We start from the raw sequence: 21,831 nt of genomic DNA on the forward strand, positions 1-21,831 counted from the left end.
AGAGGTTCGCATCCGCAAGGCGACCCTCTGCTCCACGAGAGGAAACGACATGAGCGTCCAGCTGCCCCAGAACATCGACACCCGACCCGTCACCGTGATCGGGGGTGGCACGCTCGGTCGTCGCATCGCGCTGATGTTCGCCAGCGGAGGGGCCGACGTGCGCATCTTCGATCTCGCGGATGCCGTGCGCTCCGCCGCCGTCGCCTACGTCGAAGAGACGCTGCCCTCGGTGGTGGCCGCCCGCAAGGGGGCCGTCGCCGGCACCGTGCAGGGCGCCGATGAGTTGGCATCCGCCGTCTCCGACGCCTGGCTCGTCGTCGAGGCCGTGCCCGAGCGCATCGAGCTGAAGACGTCGGTGTTCGGCGACCTCGACCGCCTCGCGCCGGCGGATGCCATCCTCGCCAGCAACTCGTCGTCGTTCGCGTCACGCCTGATGATCGACCGGGTCTCGACGCCCGAACGCGTGCTCAACATGCACTTCTACATGCCGCCGCAGCAGAACGCGGTCGACCTCATGAGCGACGGCCAGACCGCGCCGGAGGTCATCGCCTTCCTGCAGGAGCAGCTCCCGCACTTCGGGGTCTTCCCGTTCGTCGCCCGCCAGGAGTCGACCGGCTTCATCTTCAACCGCATCTGGGCCGCCATCAAGCGCGAGGCTCTCGCGGTCGTCGCCGACGGCGTCTCGACCCCCGAAGACGTCGACGCCATGTGGCGCATCAACTCCGGCGCCCCCGCGGGCCCGTTCCAGATGATGGATCAGGTCGGCCTCGACGTCGTGCTCGACATCGAGCAGCACTACGCCGACGAGAACCCGCACCTGCCCGAGGGCCCGCGCGAGCTGCTGAAGAGCTACGTGGATGCCGGGAACCTGGGCGTGAAGTCGGGTCGCGGTTTCTACGACTACAGCGAGGAGCGGTCGGGGGCTGCCGTCGCGGCCTGAGGCGAGACCTCGCCGTCTCCCTCGATCGAGTCGTCTTCGCGGATGGGTGTGGGATACACGCGGAACCCCCGGGAGATCACCGCGAGGTAGATCACGCCGACCGCGAGCCAGCCGAGACCGAGGAGCTTCGCGGGGGTGTCGATTCCCGCCCATAGCACGACGTTGATCACGATGCCGATCGCGGGCAGCACGAGGAAGCGCACGAGATCCCACCCGGCACGTCGACGGCCGCGGATGAAGTAGTGGCTGATGACGGCGACATTCACCATGATGAATCCGGTGATGGCGCCGAAACTCGTGAGCGAGGCGGCGCCGAACAGGTCGTCGGCGTAGAAGATCGCGGTCAGCGCGATCGCCGACGTGATGAGGATGTTGGTCACCGGCGTGCCGAAGCGGCGCGAGAGGCGTCCGAACACCGGCTGGGGCAGGATGCGGTCGCGACCCATCGTGTAGAGCAGGCGCGACACCGCCGCGATCGCGGCCATGGCGGCGAGGATCGTGGCCGACTGATCGGTGACGAAGAACACCAGGCCCAGGGCGTCGCCACCGAGGCGCTGCAGCAGCTCGAAGATCCCCGTGTCGGGATCGACGAGATCGACGTAGGCCGTGGGCCAGGCGAGCTGCAGGAAGTAGGAGATGACCGCGAACGCGGCCCCGGCGCCGAGGCACACGATCAGCACGGCGCGCGGCACGTTGGTGCGCGGCTGCTCGGCCTCTTCAGCGAGGGTCGACACCGCATCGAAGCCCAGGAACGACACCGCCAGGATGGATGCCGCCCACAGCACGCCGCCGCTGTCGAATCGTGCGACGTCGAGCAGGGCTTGAGGGACGAAGAGACCGCTCGCTCCGTCGCGACCGACCACGAAGGCCACGATCAGCCCGACGAGGAAAAGGCAGAACACGATCTGCAGGCTCACGACGATGACGTTCAGTCGTCCGGAGACGCGCGCGCCGACGATGTTGATCGTCGCACCGAACGCCGCAGCTGCGACCACCCACACCCACACGGGGACGTCGGGGACGTACTCGTTCATGTACACCGCGAACAGCAGGTAACAGATCATCGGCAGCAACAGGTAGTCGAGGAGCAGCACCCAGCCGGTACCGAAGCCGAGCCAGCGATTCACCGAGCGCTGCACGTAGGTGTACGCCGAGCCGGCGATGGGATACGCCTTCACCATCTGCGCATACGAGAACGCGGTGAAGAACATCGCGGTCATCGTGACGAGGTAGGCCAGGGCCATCATTCCGCCGGTCGCCGTCGTGGCGATGCCGTAGTAGTTGAACACCACCGTGGGAGCGAGGTACGCCAGGCCGAAGGCGACGAGGTGGCGGAGCTTGAGGTTCCGGCGGAAGGAGCCGCCCGTTGCGGTCGCTTCCCCTGCTGTCGTGTGCATCGTCGGCCCGTCCCCGCCTCGTCGTAGAGGGCGGAATAGATTTACAATGCTGTAAATCTAAAGGTCGCGCATGATGGTGTCAAGGAATTCAGTGAGGAGCGCATCGTGGGACGCATCGACATCGGCGATCAACGTCGGCCTCAGATCATCGCCGCCGCCAAACGCGTGATCTCGATGTACGGCATCGACGGAGCGACGCAGGAGCGCATCGCCGAGGCCGCGGGCATGACGCGTCCCCACATCCGGCATTACCTCGGCAACCGCGACGAGTTGCTCGACGCGGTGTGGACGGCGACCGTGGGCGATTACGTGCGCTCGGTCGAAGAGGCCACCGCGGTGACGGGTGCGCGCGAAGACGTGGCGAGGTCGTTCGACCGTTTGCTGGCCCTGTCGTTCGTGTATGAGGAGGACGATGCGGTGATCCTCGCCTATCTGCACAAGGCGCGCGAAGACGAACGGGTCCGCGCGCGCACGCACGCGACCTACGCCTACGTCGAGCAGTGCATCGCGCGGCTCCTGCGTTCCGCCTCGCCCGACGCCCCCGACGCGCAGATCGCCGCTCGGGCTCACGCGCTCATGGCGATGTCGATGGGGGCCATCATGCTGGATCTCCTCGATCCCGCCCGACCGCGAGCCGACCGGCTCATTCCGACCGCGGCCGCGCTCCTCCCCGCGCCACAGGTGACGAACGCGCGGTGACGCGCGTCACAGCGCGCCCGCGACGACCTTCCCCTGGAACATCACGGCGACGGGGCGCACGAGCGAGAGGCGCGCGGGGTCGACGGTGAAGGGGTCGTCGCTGAGGACCACCAGCGACGCGTCCTTGCCCACCTCGAGGCTTCCGATCCGCTCTTCGCCGCGCAACTGGACCGCCGCGTCCCGCGTGTGTCCGCGAATGAGGCGGGCGATGGACAGCCGAGCGTGCGCGCTGGGCCGAACGCTGTCGGGGTACCGCTGCGGATCGAGGGGGACGTCGGGGTCGGCACGTGTCGCGGCGACCTGCATGCCGAAGAAGGGGTTCGCGCGATGGAGCTCGCTCATCGACACCACATCGCTCGAGAAGGCCAGGGTCGCGCCGCTCTCGGCGATCGCGGTGAAGTCGTACATGCGGTCCCACCGGTCGCCCAGGTAGCCGCGTCCCTCCTCGCCGAAGTATCCGCCCGACCAGTGCGTGGTCCAGTTGACGATCACACCGAGATGCGCCGGTCTCGCCATGTCGGCGGGGTCGATGAGCTCGCAGTGGGCGAACGTGACCCGAATGCGCCACGGCGATCCGGCGGCTGCGCCGAGGGCCCGTGCGCGCTCGACGGCGTCGCAGGCCACGCGGAACGCGCGATCGCCCACCATGTGGATGTGCAGGTCGATGCGCGCGGCGTTCAGAGTCAGCAGGCACTGCGTGAGCTCCGCGGCATCCATCTGTATCTCGCCGATGTCCGCGTGCGCCGGGTCGTTGTCGAACGGGGCGAGGACGGCGCTGTTGCCGCTCTCGTTCGTCCCGTCGAGGAACAGCTTCAGAGTGCGGATGCGGATGCGCTCGCCGCCGTATGTGCGGTCCAGGCGGCGCGCGGTGGCGATGGCCTCGTCGAGGTCGCCACGGGTGCGGAAGCGCGGCGCCCCCTCGTAGGTCACGGGGAGGCGCCCCTGACGATCGAGCTCCGCGACCGCGCTCAGGGCGCCCTCGTCCTCCACGAGGGCCTCGAAGAGGGAGGTCACGCCGTTCGCGCTCAGGTGATCGAGGACGGCGGCCATCGATTCGGCCGTGACGGAGGGCGGGCGCCAGTCGATCGCGTCGTACATGCGGTCGATGAAGTGCTCGTACGCCATTTCGAGGATGTACCCGGTGGGTTCGCCGGCGTCGTCCCGCACGAACATCTCCAGCCCGGGGACGGGGTCGGGTGTGTCGCGGGTGACGCCGAGGAGCTCGATCATGCGGGAGTTGACCCAGTGCGCGTGGTCGCTGAAGTCCTGGAGGAGCACGGGGCGGTCGGAGATCGCCGCATCGAGCATCTGCTTCGTCGGCCCGCTTTCGCCGAAAAGCGTGCTCGGGTAGTACTCGAAGTAGAGGAACGGTGCCTCGTCGGGTGAGTGCCGCTCGCCGTACTCCCTGACGAAGGTCAGGATCTCGTCCAGGTCGTCGGTGTCGGGGAGGGAGATGTGCCACGCGCTGCGCGCGACCATCGTGGGATGGGTGTGAGCGTCGATCAATCCCGGCAGCACGGTGCGGCCGCCGAGATCGATGAGGCGCGAGCCGGGTGCAGGGGAATGGTCTTCGGCCCGACCCACGAAGGCGACCCGCCCGTCGAGGACGGCCACCGCGTCGGCCACGGTGTCGTCGGCATCCGACGTGATGATGCGACCGTTGGTCAGGAATGCGTCCACGCGTCCTCCATCAACTTTGATTTACATCAGCGTAAATCAAAGAAGGCGCGACGTCGAGAGGCGTCGATCAGGAATCGAAACCGACTCCGAACAGCCCCGCCAGCTTCAGCAGGAAGCCGTCCTTCCCTCCACGGCGGTCCGAGCGGGCGACCGCCCGCCGCATCATCTGGATGAGCGGGTACGCGATGGGTTCGGGCGGGATCGGCACGGGAAGGCGTCGCGACATCTTGAGGCGTGTGCGCGCGGTATCGACCCCCTCGAGCAGATCGAGCATGGTCTCCGCTCCGAACCGCGTGGCGCCGAGTCCGAGCCCCGTGTAGCCGGCGCTGTAGGCCACGCGGCCACCCTTGGCCGCACCGTGGAACGCCACGAGCTGCGTCGACATGTCGATCGCGCCTCCCCAGGCGTGCGAGAACCGCACGCCCGAGAGTTGCGGGAAGGCGAGGGCGAAGTGGTCGGCGAGACGCTCGAAGCTCTCGCTCCGCTGGTCGTGGCTGGGCCGCACCATGCGTCCGCGATGGTAGATCGCGTCGTACCCGCCCCACAGGATCCGGTTGTCGGCGGTCTTGCGGTAGTAGTGGAATTCCCGCGACGAGTCGGCGATGCCGTGGCGACCTGTCCAGCCGATGTCGGACAACTGGGCGTCGGTGAGGGGCTCGGTCATCAGCACGTAGTCGTACACCGGCACGGTGAACAGGCGCAGCGCGGGCAACAGCGAGGGGAAGACGTTCGTCGCGAGCGCCACCCGATCGGCGCGGATCACGCCTCCCGCGGTCGTGACCTCGATTCGTCCCGTGCGCGGTGCGCGAAGACCGGTGGCGCGTGTCTTCTCGAAGATCTCCACGCCCAGCCGCTCCGCCACCTCGGCGAGACCGAAGGCGAGCTTCGCCGGGTGCACGTAGGCGTGCTCGCGCTCGGTGAACAGGCCGGCGCGATACAGCGGTGACGTGCCGTAGGCGCGCAACGCGTCGCCCTCGAGGAAGAGCGGGTCGCCGTCGGGGTCCGCCGCAGCCCGCAGGTCGTCGACCTGGTGCGGCTCGGTGGCGACGGTCAGCATGCCCGTCTCCTCCCACTCCGCGTCGATGCCGTAGCGGGCGATCGTCTCGCGCATCGCGGTGAAGTTCTCACTCGCGAGACGGTCGAGCGTGGCGAGTTCGTCGGCGAAGTGCAGGGCGCCGTTCTCCTCGCCGTGGGTCAGGCTCGCTTCGACGAAGCCGCCGTTGCGTCCGCTGGCCGCCCACCCCACCCGCACGGCGTCGATGAGGACGACGCGGCGCTGCGGGTCGCGCTCCTTCGCGATGACCGCCGTCCAGAGCCCGCAGAATCCACCGCCGACCACCAGTAGATCGGTGTCGATGTCGTGCGTGAGCGTCGGCCGCTCGGGAGGCGCGGTCGCGTCGTCGAGCCAGAAGGGGGTCGACGACGCCCCGCTCAGAGCAGCCCTGATGGCCGCCTCGTCGGTGCGGATGTCGTGGCCGTAGGCGGTCGGGGTGCTCATGGGGTCCTGTCGTCGGAGTCAGGCGATGGGTGGGGATGAGGGGGAGAGATAGACCTTGCGCAGACGGCGGGGGACCTCCCACAGCGTCGTCGTGCCGGCCGTGAGTCGGCAGACGCTGCCGGGGGACAGTGCGTAGCTCTCGGAGGGTCGGCCGTCGACCAGAACCGTCAGCTCGGCGTCGCCCTCGACGACCACGAACACCTCGTCGACTTCGATGTCTGTCATCGCCCCGGCCGTCATCTCCCAGACGCCGACCTCCGCGCCGGCGATCGTCGTGAGAACCGCGGAGCCGGCGCGCGGTTCGCCCCGGACCATCTGCGAGGCGTCGACCTGATCGAGAGTGACGGCCGTGTCGAGCGACTGCGTTACCGCGACGGGGCGGTCCTCACGCACCGCGCGCGGCCTCGGCCTGCAGCACCTCGACCAGCACGTCGAGGCCGCGGTGGGCGTCGGCATCGCCGATCACGGCGGGCGGCACGACGTGCACGCGGTTGTCGGCGGTGAAGCCGAGCACGCCCTTCTCGAGCATCGCGGCCTTGATCGCCCCGATGCGCGCGGCGGGCAGCGGCTCGCGCGTGGCCTGGTCGGCGACGAGCTCGACGGCCCAGAACACGCCGCGGCCGCGCACTTCGCCCACCAGCGGTGAGTCTTCGGCGAGCTGATGCAGGCGCGGGCCGATGACCTCCTCGCCGATGCGGCGGGCGTTCTCGATCACGCCCTCGTCGGCCATCGCCTGCTGGGCGGCGACGATGGAGGCCGCAGCCAGCGGGTGACCCGAGTACGTCAAGCCACCGGGGAACACGCGGTCGTCGAACGTCGAGGCCACGGCATCCGAGATCGCCACTCCCCCCACGGGGACGTACCCCGAGTTCACGCCCTTCGCGAAGGTGATCAGGTCGGGCCGCACGTCGAACGCGTCGAACGCGAACCACTCACCCGTGCGGGCGAAGCCGGCCATGACCTCGTCGAGGATGAGCAGGATGCCGTAGCGGTCGGCGATCGCGCGGACGCCCTCGAGGTATCCGGGCGGCGGCACGAGCACACCGGCGGTGCCGGGGATCGTCTCGAACAGGAACGCCGCGATCGTGTCGGGACCCTCTGCCTGCACGGTGCGCTCGAGGTGGCGCAGAGCGCGCTCGCACTCCTGCTCGGGGGTCTCGGCCCAGAACTCCGACCGGTAGAGGTAGGGGCCGAACACGTGCACGTGGCCGCGCGAGTACTCGTTCGGCATGCGGCGCCAGTCGCCGGTCGCCACGATCGCCGACCCGGTGTTGCCGTGGTACGAGCGGTAGTGCGACACGACCTTGTCGCGGCCCGTGGTCAGGCGGGCCATGCGGATGGCGTTCTCGTTGGCATCCGCCCCGCCATTGGTGAAGAAGACCTTCGAGAACCCCTCGGGGGCCCGCTCGAGGATCAGTTCGGCCGCGTGCGCGCGCGTCTCGTTGGCATGCGCGGGGGCGACGGTGGTCAGCTGCGCCGCCTGCTCCTGGATCGCGGCGACGACCCGCGGATGCTGGTGGCCGATGTTGACGTTGACGAGCTGGCTCGAGAAGTCGAGGTACCGGCGGCCGTCGGCGTCCCACACCTCGACGCCCGAGCCGCCCGCGAGGGGGAGCGGGGCGAGGGTGCGCTGGGCCGACCACGAGTGGAAGACGCTCGTGCGGTCGCGCTCGCTGATCTCGGCGTTGCGGGTCGTGGTGAGAGGAGTCGACATGCCACCAGTGTGGGCGCGCCGCGCCGCGCCGGGGAGCGACGATCTGTCGGTAATCTCGACGGACGATCGACAGTTTGGCCCGCCATGCCCGCGACCCTCCGCACCCTTCTCGACGACCAGTCATTCCCCCTGCGCGTGCTGACGCGGCCCGACGACGAGGCACTCGACCGCCCCCTGTCGTGGGTGCACAGCTCCGACCTGCTCGACCCCACGCCGTACCTCGAGGCGGGCAACCTGCTGCTGACCAACGGGGCGCAGTTCTCTGCGGATCCGGATGCCGATGAGGCACTGGCCTACTGCCGCCGCTTGCGCGCGCTCGGGGTCGCGGGCCTGGGCTTCGCGACCGACATCATCCACGACCGCGTGCCCGAGGCCGTGGTGCGCGCGGGGGAGGCCGCCGACCTGCCGATCGTCGAGATCGCGGATCGCGCGCCGTTCATCCGGATCATCCGCTTCGTCGCCGACATCATCGCCGCAGAAGGCGCCGCGCGCCTGTCGTGGCTGCTCGACGCTCAGCGCGCGGTGGCGCGTGCCGCGGTGCGCGACGACGGCCTGCGCGAGATCCTCGCGACCCTCTCGCGCCTGCTCGACGCATGGGTCGAGCTGTACGACGCCGTCGGGGGCCGCCTGTCGTCGCCGGGCCTGCGTGCGGCGCCGGCCGAGGTCGAGGCGGAGGTCGGCCGCGACGTGCGGCGCCTGCTCGAGCGACGCACCGCGGCGAGCCTCGTCGTGCCGTCGGCCGGTCACGCGCTCGTGCAGACGATCGGGCAGAGCGGACGGCTGCGCGGCGTGCTCGCGGTGGGCGGGCCCGAGCCTCTCGACCCCGCGGGCCGGGATCTCGTCGCCTCCGTCGTGGCGCTCGCCAGCATCGCGCTGGAGCAGCAGCGCGGACTGCAGTCGGCCCTGCGCGGCGTGCGCGCGGGCGTCATCGACCTGCTGGTCGACGGACACGGCGACACGGCGCGGCGGGTGGCCGAGTCGGCGTTCGGTGGTCTGCCCGTGGAGCCGTACCTCGTCGGGGTCGTGCGCGGGGCCGGGGCGCTGCCCGGACTGCTCGACGAACTCGACCTCGTCTCTAGCGATCCGACGCGCATGTTCTCGGCCGAGCGTGGCGACGATGTCATCGTGCTCGCGGGCGACAGAGCGGCATCCGCCCTCGCCGCCCTCGCCGAGCGGCGGGGACTGTGCGTCGGCACCGCCCGTCACGAGGCGGGCGACGACCTCGCCGAGGATCTGCGGCGGGCGTCGCACGCTGCGCGCGATGCCGAGACCGGCGCGGTGCGCGCGTATGACGAGCTCGCGGGACGCGGGCTGGTGGGGGCGCTGCGCGACCGCGGCGGCGAGGTGCTCGCGCGCTCCCTCCTCCGCCCGCTCGAGGCCCTCCCGGCGGTCGAGCGGGAGCGGCTGCTCGCCTCGGCGCGGGTCTGGCTCGACGCGAACGGCGCCTGGGATCCCGCGGCGCGGAGTCTCGGCATCCATCGCCACACCCTGAGGGCGCGCATGGCGCAGCTGGAGCAGGTGCTCGAGATCGACCTGTCGAGCTTCGCCGCGCGGGCCGAGCTGTGGGCGGCGCTGGAGCTTGGCGGCTGACGAGTCCGTCGCGCGATCCGCTCGCTGCGGCGCCGTCCTGCGGATGGTGGGCCCGACGCGCCGGTGTCGGGTGGTCGTGGGGCGGTGTGTCGGGGTTCGGGTCCGCACCACGGCGGGCGACGACACGGGCAACCGGGGCGACGGCGGGAGAACGACGGATGCCGCGACCACGAGGCTGCGGAGAGCCCGGGGCCGCGGCATCCGGTGCCGACGACTCAGCTGTTCTGGGGGAAGCCGAGGTTGATGCCGCCGTGGGTGGCGGGGTCGAGCCAGCGGCTCGTGACGGCCTTCTCGCGGGTGAAGAAGTCGAAGCCGTGCACGCCGTAGGCCTTGGCGTCGCCGAACAGGCTCTTCTTCCACCCGCCGAACGAGTGGTAGGCGACGGGCACGGGGATCGGCACGTTGATGCCGATCATGCCGACCTGCACCTCGTGCTGGAAGCGGCGGGCGGCTCCGCCGTCGTTGGTGAAGATCGCCGTTCCGTTGCCGAACTCGCCGCTGTTGATGAGGGCGAGGCCCTCTTCGTAGGTCTTCACGCGCACGACCGAGAGCACGGGGCCGAAGATCTCCTCGGTGTAGGCGCGCGAGCTGGTCGGCACCTCGTCGAGCAGGGTGGGTCCGAAGAAGAAGCCCTCCTCGTGCCCGTCGACCGAGAAGCCGCGGCCGTCGACGACGATCCTCGCGCCGTCGGCCTCGGCGATGTCGACGTACGACGACACCTTGTCGCGGTGCGCGCCCGAGATGAGCGGGCCCATGTCGGGCTCGTCGGCATCCGCGCCGTTTCCGATGCGGAGCTTCGCGATGCGCTCGGTGACCTTGGCGATCAGCTCGTCGGCGACGGGGTCGACGGCCAGCACGACCGAGACGGCCATGCAGCGCTCGCCCGCGGCGCCGAAGCCGGCGTTGACGGCGGAGTCGGCCACGAGGTCGAGGTCGGCGTCGGGGAGCACCAGCATGTGGTTCTTCGCGCCGCCCAGGGCCTGCACGCGCTTGCCGTTCTTCGACGCGGTCTCGTAGATGTACTGCGCGATGGGGGTCGAGCCGACGAACGAGATCGACTGCACCTCGGGCGCCTCGAGCAGACCGTCGACGGCGACCTTGTCGCCCTGCAGCACCGTGAAGGCGCCGGCGGGAAGACCGGCCTCCTTCCACAGGCGCGCGAGCCAGAGCGAGGCGGAGGGGTCCTTCTCGCTCGGCTTGAGCACGACGGCGTTGCCGGCGGCCAGGGCGATGGGGAAGAACCACATCGGCACCATGGCGGGGAAGTTGAAGGGGCTGATGATGCCGACGACGCCGAGCGGTTGCTTGAGCGAGTACACGTCGACGCCGTTGGAGGCGTTCTCGCTGTAGGCGCCCTTGATGAGGTGCGGGAAGCCGGTCGCGAGCTCGACGACCTCCTGCCCGCGGGCGATCTCGCCCATCGCGTCGGAGAGCACCTTGCCGTGCTCGGCGGTGAGGATCGCGGCCAGTTCGCCCTTGCGCGCGTTGAGCAGCTCGCGGAACGCGAACAGCACGCTCTGGCGCTTGGCGACGGAGTAGCCGCTCCACTCGGCGAAGCCGCGGGAGGCCGAGGCGATCGCGGCCTGGATGTCGGCCTCGTCGGCCAGGGCGACGTGCGCCTGCACCGCGCCGGTGGCGGGGTTGTACACGGGGGCGGTGCGTCCGCCCGTCGGGGCGCTCTCGGCGCCGTCGATCCAGTGCGCAATGACGGGGAGGTCGTGGTCGGTCATGCCCCCAGTAAAGGGCCGTCGCCCGCGCGGCGCCGCTGCCAATCCGTCGCGCGGCCCCCAGGGTGAGGGACAGAACGGCAGCGATGAGCCTGGGAGCAGTCGATGAACGCGCTGCTGAGTTTGAGAACGATTATCAGCAGCGTTAGTCTGAACGCATGACCCGTCGCATCCTCGCCCCCGTCGTCCTCGGTGCCGTCTCCGTCCTCGCGCTCGCCGGATGCGCGGGCACGTCGACCTCGACAGGCGCGACCGGGAACGCCGACGGCAAGGTGACGGTCGTGGCATCCACCGACGTCTACGGCTCGATCGCCGAGGCTGTCGGCGGCGACTTCGTCGACGTGCAGTCGATCATCACCTCGCCTTCGCAGGACCCGCACGAGTACGAGGCGAGCGCGCAAGACCAGCTCACCCTCAAGAACGCCGGCCTCGTCATCGAGAACGGCGCCGGCTACGACGCCTTCATGGAGTCGCTCATCGAGGCCAGCGGCACCACCGCCCCCGTGATCACCGCCGTGGAGTTCAACCACGACTACCCCGGTGCGGAGTCGCACGACGACGCGGCCACGCCCGCGGCCGGCGAGAGTACCGACGACCACGACCACGCCGAGGGCGACGGACACGACCACATCGAGGGCTTCAACGAGCACGTCTGGTACGACCCGCACACGGTCGAAGACCTCGCCGGCGACATCGCCGAGCACCTGGGCGAGCTGGCCCCCGACCACGTCGCCGACTTCAACGCCAATGCCGCCGCGTTCACGCAGCAGGTCGCGGGACTCGAGGACTCGCTCGCGAAGATCGAGGCGACGGATGCCGGTGCGAAGGTGTTCGTGACCGAGCCGGTGCCCGTGTACCTGACCACCGCCGCGGGGCTCGACAACGCGACGCCGAACGAGTTCAGCGAGGCCGTCGAGGAGGGCCAGGACGTGCCGCCCGCGACGCTTCTGGAGTCGCTGAAGCTGATCGACTCGGGCGACATCCGCGTCATGATCGTCAACCCGCAGACCGGTGGCGCCGAGGTGACGCAGGTCGAAGACGAGGCCAAGGCGAAGAACATCCCGGTGATCGAATTCACCGAAACGCTCCCCGAGGGACAGACTTACATCTCGTGGATGCAGAGCAACATCACGGCGCTGACCGACGCGCTGGCGGCGTGAGCGCGGCGGTACCGCTGCGCATCCGCGGCGCCGCGCTCGAACGCGGCGGTCGCGAACTGTGGTCGGGGCTCGATCTCGAGGTGCAGCCCGGCGAGCTGGTCGCCGTGCTCGGGCCCAGCGGCTCGGGCAAGACGACGCTGCTGCGCGCGATCCTCGGACTCGAGCGGGTCAGCGCCGGCTCCGTCGAGGCCCTCGGCGCCCCGGTGCGCCGGGCGGGCAACCGCCGCATCGGCTACATCCCCCAGCAGCGTCCGCTGCCGCGCGAGACCCCGCTGCGCGGGCGCGACATCATCGGCCTCGGCGTCGACGGGCACCGACTCGGTCTGCCGCTGTCGCGCAAGAAAGACCGCGCCCGCATCGACGAGCTGCTCGAGGCGGTCGGGGCGACGGCGTTCGGCGACCGACCGGTGGGGCTGCTCTCGGGCGGCGAGCAGCAGCGCCTGCGCGTGGGCCAGGCCCTCGCCGACGACCCCGCTCTGCTGCTGTGCGACGAGCCGCTGACGAGCCTCGACCTCGCCAACCAGCAGGCCGTCGTGCGCCTGATCGACCGCCATCGCCGCGAGCGCAACGCCGCCGTGCTGCTGGTCACCCACGACATCAACCCCGTGCTGTCGCGCGTCGACCGCATCCTCTACATCGCGAACGGCCGCTTCACCCTCGGCACCCCCGACGAGGTGCTCACGACCGAGACGCTCTCGGCCCTGTACGGCGCCCCCGTCTTCGTCGTGCGCGCGGGCGACCAGCTGATCGTCGTCGGTGCTCCGGATGCCGAGGACCACCACCACCATCACCACGGCGAGGACGACGAATGAACTGGTCCGACGTCGGCGACGCGCTGTTCGGCGGGGTGAGTCAGTACGGCGCGATCCTCGACCTGGTGCAGAACTCCGTGTACGCCGGAGCGGTGCTCGGGCTCGTCGGCGGTCTGATTGGCGTCTTCGTGATGCAGCGCGACATGGCCTTCGCCGTCCACGGCATCAGCGAGCTGTCGTTCGCGGGTGCCGCGGTCGCCCTTCTCATCGGCGCCGACGTCGTGTCGGGCTCGATCGTGGGCTCGCTCATCGCCGCCGCCCTCATCGGGGTGCTCGGCGCCCGTGCGCGCGACCGCAACTCGATCATCGGCGTGCTCATGCCGTTCGGCCTGGGCGTCGGCATCCTGTGCCTGTCGCTCTACAACGGGCGCAGCGCCACGCGTTTCAGCCTGCTGACCGGGCAGATCGTGTCGGTGCAGAGCGGGCAGCTGGGCTGGCTCGTCGTGATCGGCGTCGTGGTGCTCGTCGCCCTGCTGCTCATCTGGCGCCCGCTGCGCTTCGACTCCCTCGACCCGCAGTCGGCGGCCGCGCGCGGAGTGCCCACCACGGCGGTCTCGCTGGCGTTCATGCTGCTGCTCGGCCTGATCGTCGCCGTGGCCGTGCACATCATCGGCGCGCTGCTGGTGATGGCGCTGCTGGTCACCCCGGCCGCGGCCGCGATGCGCGTGGCATCCGGACCCCTCTCGGTCCCCGTGCTGGCCGCGCTCTTCGGTTTCGTCTCGGCGGTGGGCGGCGTGCTCCTCGCGGTGGCCGGAACGCTGCCCGTGAGCCCGTACATCACGACCATCTCGTTCGCGATCTACCTGGTGTGCCGCCTCATCGGCGCCCGGCGCGATCGCACCACGCGGGCTCTGTGAATCCTGCAGAGGCGGGCCGGGCACGGCGCGGTAACCCCCAGCGCATTCACCGAACCCGTCGATAGACTCCCGGCCATGGTCCAGCGCAACACGTGGCAGCGCGAGCGCGTGCGCGAAGCCCTCTCCGGAGCGGGAGGCTTCGTCAGCGCGCAGTCGCTGCACGCCACCCTGCGCGACGAGAACACCGGCATCGGCCTCGCGACCGTGTATCGCACGCTCGCCGGTCTCGCCGCCCGCGGCGACGCCGACTCGCTGCAGAGCCCCGAGGGCGAGAACCTCTTCCGCGCGTGCGAGAGCCGCGGTCACCACCACCACCTCATCTGCCGCTCGTGCGGCAAGGCCGTCGAGATCGCCGCGACCGACGTCGAGGAGTGGGCCCAGCGCACCGCCGCCCAGAACGGGTTCATCGAAGCCGAGCACGTGGTCGACATCTTCGGCCTATGCACCGACTGTGCCCTCGCACGGGCTCGCGAGCGTGGCGACGAGTAGTCGCACCACGGCCCCCGCGCCGCAGCGGTCGGGGTCCTCCCGCACCCTCGTCGCGCTCGGCCTGGGTGTGCTCGTGGTCACCGCGCTGTTCCTCGTCGACGCCTTCGCGCCGACCTTCTTCGCCCAGCCGCTGCCCACGCGCGCGCAGGACGGACTCACGCTCGCCCTGAGCGTGCTGATCGAATCGCTGCCGTTCGTGGTGCTCGGTGTCGTGCTGTCGATCCTCGTGCAGGTGTGGGTGCCGCCGGGGGCGATCGAGCGGTGGATGCCGCGCGCGCCGTGGGCGCGCCGGGCCGTGCTGTCGCTGCTGGGCATGTTCATCCCGGTCTGCGAGTGCGGCAACGTCCCCTTCGCGCGCGGGCTCATGATGCGCGGGTTCGGGGTGAGCGACACCCTGACGTTCCTGGTCGCAGCGCCCATCGTGAACCCGATCGTCATCATCTCCACGCACGCGGCGTTCGGCTTCAGCGACGGCATCCTCGTGGCGCGCCTGATCGGCGGCTTCCTGGTCGCGAACCTGCTCGGGTGGCTGTACAGCCGGCATCCCGATCCCGACAAGCTGCTCACCGAACGCTTCCTCGAGACGTGCGAGATCGTCGTGCAGGAGCGCGGCGACCGGGGTCGGCGCACCCTCGCCCAGCTGGTGGTCGAGCTGCGCTCGGTCATGCCGGCGCTCATCATCGGATCGCTCCTGGCCGGCGCGGTGCAGGTGCTCGTGCCGCGCAGCGCCCTGCTGGCGATCGGCTCCGACCCGGCCCTGTCGATCGCGGCGATGATGGTGCTCGCGATCGTGGTGTCGCTGTGCTCCAACGTCGATGCGTTTTTCGCCCTGTCGTTCGCGTCGACCTTCACGCCCGGCTCGATCGTCGCCTTCCTCGTGGTCGGCCCGATCATCGACCTCAAGATGATGGCGCTGCTGCGCACGACCTTCACCACCCGCGTGCTCGCGGGCATGACGGTCGTCGTGGTGTTGTTCGCCTTCGCGCTCGGAACGGTGGTGAACCTGATTGTCTAAGGCATCCGCACTCGCCACGCGCTGGCTCGGGGTGGGGCTCACCGCGTGCCTGTCGATCACGACGATCACGCTGTGGCTCACCGGCCGCATGTCGCTGTACATCAACCCCGACTCGGCCTGGTTCGCGGTCGGCATGTCGGTGGTGGCGCTGATCGGCGCGATCGCGTCGTTCGCCCTGCCGCTCGGCGCCGAAGCCGATCACGGCCATGACCACGAGCACGGCCACGCGCCGGCCTCGGCATCGGCCCGGCGCGAGGCGTTCGCGCACGCCGATCACGAGCACGCGGACGCCATGGACGACCACGACCGCGTGGCGCACGAGCATCTGGCGGCGAGGCCGCGACTGACCCCCGGCGGCATCGCCGCCTTCACCGGGGGAGTGCTGGCCTCGGGCGCCGTGATCGCGGTGCTGCTGACGCCGGCGGCCTCGCTGTCGACCGAGCTCGCCGTCTCGCGCGACGTGGGGGCCCCGCCGCTGTTCGCCGGGTCCGACGTCATCACGCTCGCCGCCTCGGGCGACACCTCGACCTTCGGCATCGGCGACTGGTCGGCGGTGTTCGCGCACGCCACCAACCCCGAGACCTTCGACGGCAAACCCGTCACCCTCACGGGCTTCATCACGCCGGCCGCCGACGGCTCGACCTTCGACCTGACCCGCCTCGTGATCACGCACTGCGTGATCGATGCGCAGACCGCCCGCCTGCCCATCGCCGCCACCGTCGACGCCCCCTCGACGGGGCAGTGGGTGACGGTCACGGGTACGGTGCGCTCCAGCGGCGACGGCAAGCTCGAGGTGCACGCCGATCAGGTGGCCTCGATCGACGAGCCGGCGGACCCGTATGAGTACTGACAGCCGCCGCGCCGCGGGTGCCGGTTCGTCGCGGCGTGCCCGTTCGCGCAAGCGCCGCGGCCGCGGCTTCGCGATGGCCTTCGCCGTGGTGCTCGTCGGCCTCGTCGTGATCGGCGGTCTCGGCGGTGTCGTGGCGGTCGCCCAGGGCCCGCGCGTGACCGACGTGCAGGTCGACCCCGCGGCCGCGGTGGCGGCATCGGGGTCGCGCGTGATCCTCACCACGACGCAGTCGCTCGAGACGGTCGACCCCTCGCAGGTCGTGGTCGAGCCCGCCGCTCCCTTCACCGTCGACACCGCCGGCCGCAGCGTGGGCGTGCGCTTCACCCTGCCGCTGCGCGACGACACCGACTACCGCATCACCGTCAACGGCGTGAAGGGCCTCGGCGCGGGACCCTCGTCGACCCTCACCGAGAGCTTCCGCACGCCGCCGCTGCAGGCCTTCCTCATGCAGCGCGGCACGCCCGAGGGCGACACGATCTTCCGCACCGATCTGAAGGGCGAGGCCGGGCTCCCCGTCTTCGTGCACCCGCACATCGAGGACTTCCGCGCCACCGCCAATCACCTGGTCATCTCGGTGCGCGACGGCGAGACCGCCCGCGTCATCGTGACCGACCTCGACGGCAAGAACCAGCGCGACATCGCCCTGCCGGGACCGGGATTCGTCTCGAACCTGCAGTCGGCCGACCGCGGAGAGCGGATCGGATTCACGTTCTCGGATGCCGACCTCAGTGCCGCCGGAGGACGCGAGAGCCGTCTGTTCACGGCGTCGGCCGCCGACGACGCTCCGCCCACCGAGGTGGGGCTGAACGGCGGCGACGTGCGCATCGCCGACTACCGCTTCGTGCCCGACACCGACAGCATGCTCGTGCTCACCTTCGACTCGCGTCTGCTGCTCACCGACGCCCAGGGCGGCAATGCGGCTCCGCTCGGCAGCGCCGTGTCGATCGACGGCATCGCCCGCGGGTCGTCGGTGGCGGTGGTGGAACGTCTCGAGGGCATCCGCGAGATCAACCTCACCGACGGGTCCGAGCAGGGGCTCGTCGAGCCCGTCGATCCGCCGGGGCTCGCGGGTCGCGCGACGCCGGTGCCGGGGACCGACGCGGGCACCATCCGCTCGTTCGCCGACATCAGCTCCGACGGGGTCTCGCGCTCGACGATCGTGGCCCACGTGGCCACCGACGGCACCGTCGACCCGCTGGTCGAGGTGCCCGGCGCCGACACCGTGCTGCAGACGTGCGTCTCGCCCAGCGGTCGCTACGCGGCCGTGCTCGTGGCACCGCGCGCGGTCGACAACCCCTACGACCGGTATCAGCTGCCGCTTCCCGAGCGCCTGCTCACGCACCTCGTCGAAATCGACACGGGGCAGGAGGTCGTCGCCCTGCAGGGCTTCGACCTGTCGTGGTGCCAGGTGCCGCCGCAGTGACCCCGGCCGCGACCCGACCCGCGTCGCGCGACGAGCTGTCGGCCCTGCCCGTCGAGGTCGCCCCGCTGCTGCTCGGCGCGCTGCTCGAGACGGTGGTCGCGGGCGAGCGGGTGGTCGTGCGTCTGACCGAGGTCGAGGCCTACCACGGTGTCGGCACCGGCGACCGGCCCGACCCGGGCTCGCACGCCCGCATGGGCCCGACGGCGCGCAACGCCACGATGTGGGGCGAGCCCGGTCACCTCTACGTGTACCTGAGCCACGGCATCCACTCGTGCGTCAATGTCGTGTGCGGACCCGAGGGGGTCGCCGGCGGTGTGCTCCTGCGCGGCGCCGAGGTGATCGAGGGCGAGGCGGTGGCCGAGCGTCGACGGCTCGAGCGCCGCGGCGCCGTGCGCAGCGCGCGCGACCTCGCCCGCGGACCCGGTCGGCTCGGCGACGCCGTGGGCCTGCGGCATCCGGTGCACGACGGGATCGACGCGGTGACCGGTGCGGAGCACGCGGGAGCGCGAGCGCTCCTGCTGCTGCCGGCCGAGCCGGTCGCTCGCGTGGCGACGGGCCCGCGGGTCGGTGTGGCGGGCATCGCGGGGACGGCGGCGTTCCCGTGGCGCTTCTGGATCGAGGGGGATGCCACGGTCTCGGCGTTCCGCTGGGGCCGGGGCGCAGCGGAGGCGGGTGGGGGGTGAGGGGGCTGAGGGTGTCGAAGCCCCCGGTCCCTTCGACAGGCTCAGGGACCTCGCGTTCGGTCAGGGACCTCGCGTTCGCTCAGGGACCTCGCGTTCGCTCAGGGACCTCGGCGGGTGGGGTGAGGTGGCTGAGCTTGTCGGAGCCCCCGGTCCCTTCGACAGGCTCAGGGCGGACACGCCGCCCGTGCTAGACTGACCCCTTGTCTGCGCGCACTCCAGCACGCAGTTCGCATCCCTCTTCCCGATCCCGGCCTTCCGCCGTGCTTGGACGGGGTGCAGACAAGGGATCTTGGGTGGCACCGTCCGGTGTCACGGTACAGAAGGAGACATCACCATGGCAGCAGTGTGCCAGGTGACTGGAGCGGTTCCCGGCTTCGGTCACAACATCTCGCACTCGCACCGCCGGACGAAGCGCCGCTTCGACCCGAACGTGCAGAAGAAGACCTACTTCGTTCCGTCGCTGGGTCGCAACATCAAGCTCAACGTTTCGGCGAAGGGCATCAAGGTCATCGACGCTCGCGGCATCGAGTCCGTCGTCCGTGACCTGCAGGCGAAGGGCGTGAAGCTGTAATGGCGAAGAAGGCTCAGGACGTTCGTCCGATCATCAAGCTGCGTTCGACCGCGGGCACGGGGTACACCTACGTGACGCGCAAGAACCGCCGCAACAACCCCGACCGCATCGTGCTCAAGAAGTACGACCCCGTGGTCCGCAAGCACGTCGACTTCCGAGAGGAGCGCTAAGCACATGGCTAAGAAGAGCAAGATCGCGCGCAACGAGCAGCGCAAGGTCGTCGTCGAGCGCTACGCCGCGAAGCGCGCCGAGCTGAAGAAGACCCTGGTCGACCCCAACGCGACCGACGAGGCCCGCGAGGCCGCCCGCGTGGGTCTGCAGAAGCTCCCCCGCAACGCGTCGCCCGCGCGCGTGCGCAGCCGCGACGTCATCGACGGCCGCCCCCGTGGCGTCCTCACGAAGTTCGGCGTCTCGCGCGTCCGCTTCCGTGACATGGCCCACCGTGGCGAGCTGCCCGGTGTGACCAAGTCGTCCTGGTAAGCACCAGACACCTGTCCGAAGGGCGGGGGTTCTCGAAAGGGGCCTCCGCCCTTCGGCGTTCTCAGGCGCGGACGCCCGAGAGCTGCTCGATCGCCTCGGTGCGTCCGCTCACGCCGAGCTTGAGGTAGATCGAGCGCACCTGGCTCTTCACGGTGTTCACCGACACCCCTCTGGCGTGCGCGATCTCGGCGAGGCTCAGCGAGGAGTGCAACTGCGAGACCAGGTCGCGCTCGGTGGGGGTCAGGCGCAGAGGCGGATCGAGGGGGCGGTCGGTGCCGTCGTCGCCGGGGGCCGCCACGAGTGCGATGGTGCGCGTGAGCTCCGGCAGCATCGCGGCGAGGTCGGGCCGCGCCCCCGCCACGGCCTCGACCAACTCCATCGTCTCGTCGCGCGGGAGCATCGAGAACGTCGTCGCCCAGGTGCCCGTCTGCGCCATGATCAGCAGCGCCGCCTCGACGCTCTGGCGCGCGCGACGGTCGTCGCCGAGACGGTTCCACGCGAGGGCCCGACCCAGCAGCACGGGCATGAGGGTGCGCAGGCAGTGATCGGTCTCGGATGCCACGCAGGCGTCGGTCTCGCGCAGCAGATCGCGCTCGCGACCCAGTTGCAGCAGGGCCGCGGAGCGCTGCATCGAGAAGCAGACGCCGTGGCCCTGCGGGTTGCGGTACGGCTCGAGGATGGCGAGGGCCTGCAGGGGGTCGCCCTGGGCGACGTAGATGTCCGACAGGATGCTGACGACGAACGACCGCACCATGCGGTGGCTCTCGTGGCTGCCGCTCGAGTGCAGCAGCTGCCGCGCTCCGGCGCGTGCGCCGCCGAAGTCGCGACGAAGCAGCTGCACCATGATCTCGGCCGCCCGTGCGGTGTAGACCGCGTACGGGTTGTCGGCGAAGGCCTCGTCGAGCACCCGCGGGATGCGCGCGAGCCGCTCGATGTCGAGGCTCGCGGCCGAGGTGAGGATCTCGGCCAGCAGCAGAATGTACGCCTGCTCCTGACGCGGCCAGCCGTGCTCGGCGAAGAGCCGATCGGCGGCCTGTCGAGACGACTCCGCCGCCTCGAACTCGCCGTTGATGGCGTGCCCGAGCGACATCACCGTCAGCGCCCGGTAGCGCAGCGCCGGAGCGTCGGCGAACAGCAGCGCCTCGGCGCCGAAGCGCGTCGCGACCTGGGGCCAGCCGAGCGCCGCGCAGTATTCGCCGACGCTGGTGTACAGCAGGGCGCGGGCTCCCGATGACAGGGCGGCGGGGCGCAGCAGGCGCACGTCGTCGAAGTACCGGCGCACCACCGTGGTCCCCTCGGCGAGGGCGTCGCGGCGCGCGTGGGCCGACAGGAGGGCGGCGACGGTCAGGGCGCGCTCGTCGGTCCAGACCGGCGGGGGCTCGGGGAAGTCCGCCTCGGCGAGCAGGGCGAGGTGCCGCGACAGGGGGACGCCGTGGCCCGGCGCCAGGCGCTGGGCGGTCGACATTGCCGCGGCGCGGAACGCCGCGCGCGCGTCGACGGAAGACGGGGTTCCGGGCATGACGACTCCAAAGGATCAGCCCCCGCGGGGTCGGGTCGCTACGCGGTCGTCTCCTCGCGGATGAGATGCCCGAAATCATATGTCGCATGCTCTCGGTCGGCTTCGGCCCCATCCCCCGCGGCGCGCTCCGACCTCGACAGGACACCCGTTGGATCGCCCGCGGGCGCCTGGGCTTTCACCTCTCGCGAGTGGCGGGATGGGGAAAGGCCGTCGCGCACGGGCCTCTCGCGCCCCGTCAGCCCCTCCCTCACCGCGACACGCCGTTGAGAATGGCGTGAAATCCGTCAAGTTCCGCGTAATTCCGCGGTTCGGTTGATACTGTCGAGGCGGTCTCCCGACCAACGGGGAGGTTTTCCTCCCCGTCCGCGTAACGAGAGGCGACCCGCGTGGTCGTCTGGAGGACAAACCACATGGCCGACAAGTCCATCACCAAGACCGAGCTCGTCGCGAGCATCGCCAGCGCGACCGGGCAGAGCCAGTCCGCCGTGTCGGGCGTGCTCGACTCCCTCTTCTCCACCGTCTCCGAGGCGGTCGCCAAGGGCAGCAAGGTCTCGATCCCCGGTTGGATCGCCTTCGAGCAGGTCGCGACCTCGGCGCGCACCGGCCGCAACCCGCAGACGGGTGAGGAGATCTCCATCCCCGCCGGCAAGCGCGTCAAGGTGACCGCTGGCTCCAAGCTCAAGGCCGCCGTCAAGTAATTCGACCGCGAGTCGTCGAGGGGGGATGC

22 protein-coding genes are annotated in these 21,831 nt (G+C 70.6%); 15 read left to right on the top strand and 7 right to left on the bottom strand.

Translation table 11 applies throughout. The annotated features are described in order from the left end of the window. Nucleotides 1–49 precede the first annotated feature (49 nt). Complete coding sequence (locus RWH43_RS06405) at nt 50–940, top strand: 3-hydroxyacyl-CoA dehydrogenase family protein (RefSeq protein WP_316000995.1); 891 nt, start codon at nt 50–52, stop codon at nt 938–940. Here RWH43_RS06405 and RWH43_RS06410 read toward each other — a convergent pair. Further along, complete coding sequence (locus tag RWH43_RS06410; RefSeq protein ID WP_316000996.1) at nt 901–2,337, bottom strand: APC family permease; 1,437 nt, start codon at nt 2,335–2,337, stop codon at nt 901–903. The two genes, RWH43_RS06405 and RWH43_RS06410, sit on opposite strands and share 40 nt — an antisense overlap. 105 nt (nt 2,338–2,442) lie before the next feature. On the opposite strand from RWH43_RS06410, the gene RWH43_RS06415 reads away from it, so the two are divergent. Continuing rightward, complete coding sequence (locus RWH43_RS06415; RefSeq protein ID WP_316000997.1) at nt 2,443–3,036, top strand: TetR/AcrR family transcriptional regulator; 594 nt, start codon at nt 2,443–2,445, stop codon at nt 3,034–3,036. A 6-nt stretch (nt 3,037–3,042) separates the two neighbouring features. Here the strand turns inward: RWH43_RS06415 and RWH43_RS06420 are convergent, their stop codons facing one another. From RWH43_RS06420 to RWH43_RS06435, 4 genes are all read right to left on the bottom strand, one after another. Continuing rightward, entirely contained in the window at nt 3,043–4,716 is a 1,674-nt protein-coding gene (locus RWH43_RS06420) for an amidohydrolase (protein ID WP_316000998.1), read from the bottom strand. A gap of 67 nt (nt 4,717–4,783) precedes the next feature. After that, entirely contained in the window at nt 4,784–6,214 is a 1,431-nt protein-coding gene (locus tag RWH43_RS06425; protein ID WP_316000999.1) for an NAD(P)/FAD-dependent oxidoreductase, read from the bottom strand. An 18-nt stretch (nt 6,215–6,232) separates the two neighbouring features. Next, entirely contained in the window at nt 6,233–6,607 is a 375-nt protein-coding gene (locus RWH43_RS06430) for a cupin domain-containing protein (protein ID WP_316001000.1), read from the bottom strand. Continuing rightward, on the bottom strand, nt 6,600–7,928 hold the full coding sequence (locus RWH43_RS06435; protein ID WP_316001001.1) for an aspartate aminotransferase family protein: 1,329 nt from the start codon (nt 7,926–7,928) through the stop codon (nt 6,600–6,602). The genes RWH43_RS06430 and RWH43_RS06435 overlap by 8 nt, the downstream gene beginning before the upstream one ends. 84 nt (nt 7,929–8,012) lie before the next feature. Between RWH43_RS06435 and RWH43_RS06440 the strand changes: the two genes are divergently transcribed. Beyond that, nucleotides 8,013–9,518, top strand: a complete 1,506-nt coding sequence (locus RWH43_RS06440; protein WP_316001002.1) for a PucR family transcriptional regulator — start codon at nt 8,013–8,015, stop codon at nt 9,516–9,518. A gap of 215 nt (nt 9,519–9,733) precedes the next feature. Here RWH43_RS06440 and RWH43_RS06445 read toward each other — a convergent pair whose 3' ends face one another. Beyond that, nucleotides 9,734–11,248, bottom strand: a complete 1,515-nt coding sequence (locus tag RWH43_RS06445) for a CoA-acylating methylmalonate-semialdehyde dehydrogenase (protein WP_316001003.1) — start codon at nt 11,246–11,248, stop codon at nt 9,734–9,736. 155 nt (nt 11,249–11,403) lie between these two features. Between RWH43_RS06445 and RWH43_RS06450 the strand changes: the two genes are divergently transcribed. From RWH43_RS06450 to rpsN, 11 genes are all read left to right on the top strand, one after another. Continuing rightward, nucleotides 11,404–12,405 (top strand): metal ABC transporter solute-binding protein, Zn/Mn family, encoded by a 1,002-nt coding sequence (locus RWH43_RS06450; RefSeq protein WP_316001004.1) that lies wholly within the window; start codon nt 11,404–11,406, stop codon nt 12,403–12,405. After that, nucleotides 12,402–13,217, top strand: a complete 816-nt coding sequence (locus RWH43_RS06455; protein ID WP_144831277.1) for a metal ABC transporter ATP-binding protein — start codon at nt 12,402–12,404, stop codon at nt 13,215–13,217. The genes RWH43_RS06450 and RWH43_RS06455 overlap by 4 nt, the downstream gene beginning before the upstream one ends. Then, on the top strand, nt 13,214–14,074 hold the full coding sequence (locus RWH43_RS06460) for a metal ABC transporter permease (protein WP_144831280.1): 861 nt from the start codon (nt 13,214–13,216) through the stop codon (nt 14,072–14,074). The genes RWH43_RS06455 and RWH43_RS06460 overlap by 4 nt, the downstream gene beginning before the upstream one ends. Before the next feature lie 75 nt (nt 14,075–14,149). Continuing rightward, nucleotides 14,150–14,563, top strand: coding sequence for a Fur family transcriptional regulator (locus tag RWH43_RS06465; protein WP_144831283.1), 414 nt, complete (start codon nt 14,150–14,152; stop codon nt 14,561–14,563). Continuing rightward, the gene (locus RWH43_RS06470; protein ID WP_437127382.1) at nt 14,526–15,578 is read left to right on the top strand and encodes a permease; all 1,053 of its coding nucleotides are present in this window, start codon (nt 14,526–14,528) and stop codon (nt 15,576–15,578) included. Before RWH43_RS06465 ends, RWH43_RS06470 begins: the two co-directional genes overlap by 38 nt. Then, nucleotides 15,571–16,428, top strand: coding sequence for a TIGR03943 family putative permease subunit (locus RWH43_RS06475; RefSeq protein ID WP_144831289.1), 858 nt, complete (start codon nt 15,571–15,573; stop codon nt 16,426–16,428). Before RWH43_RS06470 ends, RWH43_RS06475 begins: the two co-directional genes overlap by 8 nt. Continuing rightward, nucleotides 16,418–17,851, top strand: a complete 1,434-nt coding sequence (locus RWH43_RS06480; protein WP_144831292.1) for a hypothetical protein — start codon at nt 16,418–16,420, stop codon at nt 17,849–17,851. The genes RWH43_RS06475 and RWH43_RS06480 overlap by 11 nt, the downstream gene beginning before the upstream one ends. Then, nucleotides 17,848–18,534 carry a DNA-3-methyladenine glycosylase gene (locus RWH43_RS06485; RefSeq protein ID WP_316001005.1) on the top strand — a complete coding sequence of 229 codons (687 nt, stop codon included), beginning with the start codon at nt 17,848–17,850 and terminating at the stop codon, nt 18,532–18,534. Before RWH43_RS06480 ends, RWH43_RS06485 begins: the two co-directional genes overlap by 4 nt. A 334-nt stretch (nt 18,535–18,868) precedes the next feature. After that, nucleotides 18,869–19,105, top strand: coding sequence for a 50S ribosomal protein L28 (gene rpmB / locus RWH43_RS06490; RefSeq protein WP_055832508.1), 237 nt, complete (start codon nt 18,869–18,871; stop codon nt 19,103–19,105). Then, on the top strand, nt 19,105–19,275 hold the full coding sequence (rpmG, locus tag RWH43_RS06495) for a 50S ribosomal protein L33 (protein WP_013584775.1): 171 nt from the start codon (nt 19,105–19,107) through the stop codon (nt 19,273–19,275). The genes rpmB and rpmG overlap by 1 nt, the downstream gene beginning before the upstream one ends. A gap of 4 nt (nt 19,276–19,279) precedes the next feature. Next, on the top strand, nt 19,280–19,585 hold the full coding sequence (gene rpsN / locus RWH43_RS06500; RefSeq protein ID WP_022878196.1) for a 30S ribosomal protein S14: 306 nt from the start codon (nt 19,280–19,282) through the stop codon (nt 19,583–19,585). 61 nt (nt 19,586–19,646) lie between these two features. Here rpsN and RWH43_RS06505 read toward each other — a convergent pair whose 3' ends face one another. Continuing rightward, the gene (locus RWH43_RS06505) at nt 19,647–21,104 is read right to left on the bottom strand and encodes a response regulator transcription factor (RefSeq protein ID WP_316001006.1); all 1,458 of its coding nucleotides are present in this window, start codon (nt 21,102–21,104) and stop codon (nt 19,647–19,649) included. A 410-nt stretch (nt 21,105–21,514) separates the two neighbouring features. Here RWH43_RS06505 and RWH43_RS06510 point away from each other — a divergent pair, with 410 nt between their 5' ends. Further along, nucleotides 21,515–21,802: an HU family DNA-binding protein gene (locus tag RWH43_RS06510; RefSeq protein ID WP_013584778.1), complete on the top strand. Its 288-nt coding sequence runs from the start codon at nt 21,515–21,517 to the stop codon at nt 21,800–21,802. Nucleotides 21,803–21,831: the final 29 nt, after the last annotated feature.

Source organism: Microbacterium algihabitans (genome assembly GCF_032464975.1).
Taxonomy (GTDB): domain Bacteria; phylum Actinomycetota; class Actinomycetes; order Actinomycetales; family Microbacteriaceae; genus Microbacterium; species Microbacterium algihabitans.